2 protein-coding genes are annotated in these 5,915 nt (G+C 43.8%); both read left to right on the top strand.

What is annotated here, in order from left to right:
- Positions 1 to 323: 323 nt before the first annotated feature.
- Entirely contained in the window at positions 324 to 3,854 is a 3,531-nt protein-coding gene (locus tag MGMO_RS18230; RefSeq protein WP_023496567.1) for a DEAD/DEAH box helicase, read from the top strand.
- Positions 3,851 to 5,915: sacsin N-terminal ATP-binding-like domain-containing protein (locus MGMO_RS18235; protein WP_036308887.1), on the top strand; the 2,065-nt coding region annotated here is incomplete at its 3' end. The genes MGMO_RS18230 and MGMO_RS18235, both read left to right, overlap by 4 nt.

Here is a 5,915-nt window from a genome sequence, read left to right on the forward strand (position 1 = left end):
TATTTAGTCTTTGCTACATAAAAATCGGCAGCACTAAGATTTAATATTGATAGCTTTGGGAGTTGGTTTTCAAAAAAGGGAAAGAACCCCATTTTTAATGGATTATATAACGGCGATTCTAATGTCAACGGCCTATTATTCATTCTCTAACAAACCTTTAAGCAACTGAGATCTCATGCCACCAATACTTTTGGAGTCGTTTCGCGTCGCTCTACCTAACATATTGAATATATTTATCTACTAAGCTACTATTCCAGAATGATTTTTCATGCAAGGTATGTTGCCTGTGCTTAATTTGAACGTGTTCTACAATCGAGCAAGCTATGGATACGGCAATTTTTAACACCCTGACCAACCAACTTATCAATGCCTTAAAGGATTCGCTGCCAAATATTTCCACTGACGGGTGGGAAACATTGGTCGTTGATAAGTTGACCTTCCAGCAACGGACGCTCGCAAAGCAAAAAAATCTCACTGCGCTCGATCAACTCGACCTTGCCGCATTACTCCGCGTGGTAGACCAAAACTGGTATGAACTTTCCCAGCACCTCAATCTTGATAAATCCGCCCGGAATTGGCTGAAAGAAGCCCAAACTATTCGCAACCGCTGGGCACATGCCCCAGCAGGTGGACTGGATAAAGAAACGCAATACCGCGATTTGGACACCATTGAACGATTGTTGCAAGCGTTCGGTGCAAATCAAGTCTCTTTGAATGCTTTGAGGGATGCCAAGAAAACGCTTCTCAATGAACTGAATGAAGGCAAAAGCACGATACCTCAAGCTCAACCAAAAATTGTAGATTCAGGAACCCTATTCAAAACCGGTGACATTGTCCGGTTAAAAGCCCAACCCGCCAAAACAGGTGCGGTGATCTCGTTTTCGCCTAACCAACCGGAAAACCGTTATACCGTTTTCCATGATGGTTCCACGGCAACCTATTACGAATCCCAGTTGGAATTGGCAGAAGCCCCAGAGCAAAGAAAACAGATATCGCCTGACGATTTACATGCTGCAATGACTGCCCTGCAACTTCGCCATCCCAGCACCTCCCATTTATATTCCTTACGGGCATCACGGATTAACTTTGTGCCCTACCAATTTCGTCCGGTACTTAAGCTGATCCAGTCTGACCGCCCTAGATTGCTGATTGCCGATGAAGTTGGGGTAGGTAAAACCATTGAAGCCGGGCTGATATTAAAAGAACTCCAAGCCAGGAGCGAGATTAAATCTGTATTAATCATTTGCCCAAAGGCTTTAGTCGCTGAACGCAAATGGCTCAATGAGATGAAACGTTTTGATGAACGGTTTGAACAGTTAGACAGCAAGTCTTTACAGTATTGTATTGAAGAAACCCGGCTGGACGGTGTTTGGCCACAAAAATATGGCCGATCAATCATCCCTTATTCGCTTTTTGGCGAAGAAATGTTAATGGGTAAGCAACAAGGCCGTAAGAAACAACTGGGTCTACTCGATCTTGATCCACCACCTGCTTTCGATCTCGTCATTGTCGATGAAGCCCATGCCGTTCGTAATACAGATACCTGGGCGCACCGAGTTGTCAGCTATTTTTGCCAAAATGCCGAAGCCGTATTGCTGCTATCGGCCACACCGATTCAACTGGGCAGTAAGGACTTGTACACCTTATTGCATTTACTACGCCCAGATGTCATTACGAGCCGCCAAGATTTTAATCAAATGGCAGAACCCAACCCAGACATAAATAAAGCTATTGAAGCCGCTCGTGGGGCAAAGCCCGAATGGAAACAGCTTGCAAAAAATGCGTTGGATGATGCTTGCTTAAGTTCTTGGGGTTTAGGCGTATTGGCAAATGATCCCAAATTTTGGAGTGTTTATGACGTGTTGAACAGCGACGATGAAAGCCCTGAAACCCGTCTTAAGCTTATCCGTCAACTGGAAGAACTGTATACTTTCTCGTCGTTCATTAACCGCACCCGACGTCGTGACATCGGCAATTTTACGATCCGTAAACCGGAAACTGTAACGGTTGAATTTACCCCAGAACAAGCGGCTTTACATACGAACTTAATTGAATTAATTGCACGAATGCTTGCGCACAGGCATGGTCATCAAAACCTCAAGTTTATGCTTTCTATGCTAAGACGGCAAGTTGCCAGTTGTGTATTTGGCCTGGCTCCATTTTTGGAATCAATGCTGCATAGGCATTTAACACAATTGGAATCAAGTGAGCTTGATGAAGACATTAACCCAGATGAAATCAGTGCAACAATTACCGAATTCCGATCTGATGTTGATTCCTTAATCCGTCAGGCTCAAGCCATTAGTGGCCCTGACCCAAAACTGGATGCTTTTCTCAAAATCATTCGGGATAAGCAGAAGCTCGCTAACAACAAGCTGCTCGTGTTCAGCAGTTTTCGTCATACCCTTGCATATCTCATTAAAAACCTTAAAGACGAACCAACACGCTTCGGCTTGGTTCACGGCGACATACCAGACGACGAACGCCGTGATTTACGAAATCGCTTCAGTTTACCTAAACAAGACGCCAAAGCAATCGACGTATTGTTATCATCGGAAGTCGGCTGCGAAGGTTTGGATTACCAATTCTGCGACGGCATGATGAACTACGATCTGCCTTGGAATCCGATGCGCGTTGAGCAACGCATAGGCCGTATCGACCGCTATGGACAAAAAAGTGAAACCGTTGTGATCTACAACTTCATAACGCCCGGCACAATAGAGGCCGATATTTACGAACGCTGCTTGTTACGGATAGGTGTATTTCAACAATCCTTGGGCGGCAGTGAAGAAATACTGGGTAAATTAACTAGCGAAATCAGAGAAATCGCTGAAAACTTCGAGCTTAGCGTTGAAGAACGAGAACAACGACTTCAGCAAATAGCCGACAACGAAATTAGGGTTATCCAAGAGCAAGCCAAATTGGAAGAAGACCAAGCAAAGTTATTCGGTCTTAGCCAACCCAAACGGGATGAAGACATGGTTAAACAAGCTGAAAGTTTTTGGCTAACTTCCGCTATGCTTGCCAACCTGATCAAACGCTACCTAACAGCCTTAGGCGTTACGAATATCCCTGCATCATTCGGTACTAAAGATACAACTACGTTGCAGTTGGGGCAAGAAATACGCAATAAAGTGTTTGAAGACTTTAAAAAACATAATTTCACAGGAGAAACAGCACAATCTTGGTCACGCTGGTTGAAGGGTGATAGCCCTTATCTTGAGCTAACCTTTAACCAGGAAAGTGCAGAAGAACGCCGTGATTTGCCCTTCATTACCCCGGCCCACCCACTCGCCCAACAAGCGGCGCATTCAGTTGAACCCGCAACACCGCTGGAATGTAACTTCATAATATACAGCACAACATTACCCATTGGGCAACATCCTTACGCCATTTACCGCTGGCAAAAATTGGGCTTAAAAGAAGATTTTACCTTTCAGCCGATATGCGCTTGCCCTGAACTGGTTAGCCAAATGTTGACATTGTTAGAAGCCGCCGAACCTTTAGAAGAACAGGGCAAAAGTTTTAACCAAGATAACGAACAAGCACTGGAAAGGTTTCATTATACTATTTGGTTAGATACTCGCGCAGCCCATATTGAACAAGTCCAACAACACACACGTTCTCGTCTTGACTCATTAAAAACCACCCACACCGCCAGAATAGCCGTCCTGGAAGAGCAGCGCGACCTTAACCCCAGCGAAAATATTAAACGCATGAGGACATCCCAAATGGCCTCGGCAAACCGGGATTATCACCAACAAGTTGAACGGTTAGAACAAGCCACTAAGCGAGCAGACATTTTGGCGGAGGCTGTGGCGTTTGGTGTTCTGGTTGTGGAGAAAGCGCATTGAATAAAAACTTGGAAGAACTGAAAAAACAACGCCAAAAATACATCGAAGGAATTCGAGCTAATAAAGGTTTTGAAGATGGCATTAAAAGACTACTTACCGAACTTTACCCCGACAATGCCCATTTTATTTACGAACTATTACAAAATGCCGAAGACCCACAAGCCACGGAAGTCACTTTCAATTTATCAAATACGTCAGTTAAATTTGAACACAACGGCAAACGCCTATTCACCATCAAAGATGTTGAATCAATAACCAGCATCGGTAACAGCACAAAACGTGATGACCCCACCAGCATCGGCAAATTTGGCGTTGGTTTTAAGGCGGTGTTTGCTTATTCCAATACACCGGAAATTCACTCAGGCGATTTTCATTTTCGTATTCATGATTTGGTCGTACCTGAAACCAATGGGGTCAACAATACCAATAGTGTTGATCGAAAAACCAACTTTATTTTTCCTTTTGACAACCCAAAGAAGCCACCTGATACCGCGATTAATGAAATTGAAACCGGATTACGTAACCTCGGTGACAACACCCTCCTGTTTTTAAGCCATATCCGAAAAATTGAATATAGGTTACCTGATGGTTCGACGGGTTCATTGCAACGTATCGACCATCACGGTGGACGTATTGAAATTCATACCAAGCATCCGGGGGGCGATGAAACGATTTCTCACTGGTTGCATTTCCAGAAAACTATTGATGTTACCGACGATGATGGAAAATCTAAAACTTGCAATGTTGCTATTGCTTACAGTTTGGTCGAAGAGTCGAATAAAAAAACAGAAGGTACAACATGGAAAATTGTTCCGCTGCCTCATGGACAAGTGTCTATTTATTTTCCGGCTGAATCAGAAACCTCCAACTTGCGCTTTCATCTTCATGCGCCGTTTGCTTCCACGGTAGCGCGCAACAGTGTACGTAAAGAAAACAGCAAGGCTAATCATGAATTACGTGACCGCATCGCTGAACTGGTCGTAGAATCGCTCACAGCTATCCGCGATCAAGGCATGTTGACGGTAAGTTTTCTGGCAGTGTTGCCTAACCCTGCGGACAATTTGTCAGGCAATGCGCCGTTCTACGAGCCTATTCGCAAGGCTATTATTCAAGCGTTCAAGGTGGAAGCGCTCACTCCTATGAAACAGATAGGTCATTATGCTGCGGCTGAAAACATTTTTAAAGGACCTGTCACCATATCGGATGTCATCAATGACGACGACCTTGTCTTTTTGCTTAATGACAATTATGAAATACCCATGTGGGTTGCGAACCCTCCGCAACGAAATCAGCGGGAAGACAGGTTTCTTGAAAGCCTCAATATTGAAGACTGGGGTTGGAGTGAGCTAACTGAAAACTTAAACTGGCTGGATGACGAAGAAGCAGATCGAATAAATACCTGGATAAGTGGTAAAGATGATGCTTGGCTTCTGCGGTTTTATGCTTTATTGGGCGAGGCCTGTGATACTCACGACGATTGTGCTGATGTAAGTAATTTGCGTATTGTTAGGGTAAATACGGACGGCGGCGACAAACATGTATCACCCAAGGAAGCTTACTTTCCTCTCGAAGATGACACAAAACAACCATCGCGACCAGATATTTACTTTGTAAAGTTGGCTGTGTACGCAGTAGGGCGTTCCGAATCTCAGAAAAAGTTTGCGAAGTCATTTCTCGAATCAGCCGGGGTCCGCCCTTATGACTTAAAGGCATCTGTCCAGTTGAGATTGGCACACTATGAAAATCCTCCTAAGCAAATTGAAGATAACCATTATGAAGACCTGAAGCTATTCATTTCTTATTTTAAGAAAAATCCTTTAGAACAAAGTATATTCAGAAACCGAACCTTCTTGCTTGGCATTTCAGGCGGAGACAAACTATATTGGTCAAAACTTGACGAGTTATGCATTGATAGCCCCTATATTGAAACTGGTCTAGCAGAATTAGCTATTGCTACAATCCATCAAAAACGACCAGTTTGGCCTGGCTATCAAAAAAAAATCAGTAAGCAAGAATTCAATGATTTTGTTGAGTTTTTAAAAGCCTCAGCGGCAATGAAAG

Source organism: Methyloglobulus morosus KoM1 (assembly GCF_000496735.2).
GTDB lineage: Bacteria > Pseudomonadota > Gammaproteobacteria > Methylococcales > Methylomonadaceae > Methyloglobulus > Methyloglobulus morosus.

What these genes read in the sequence shown, in the direction of transcription:
- MGMO_RS18230 (WP_023496567.1), top strand. Translation starts at nt 324, where the DNA reads ATGGATACGGCAATTTTTAACACCCTGACCAACCAACTTATCAATGCC.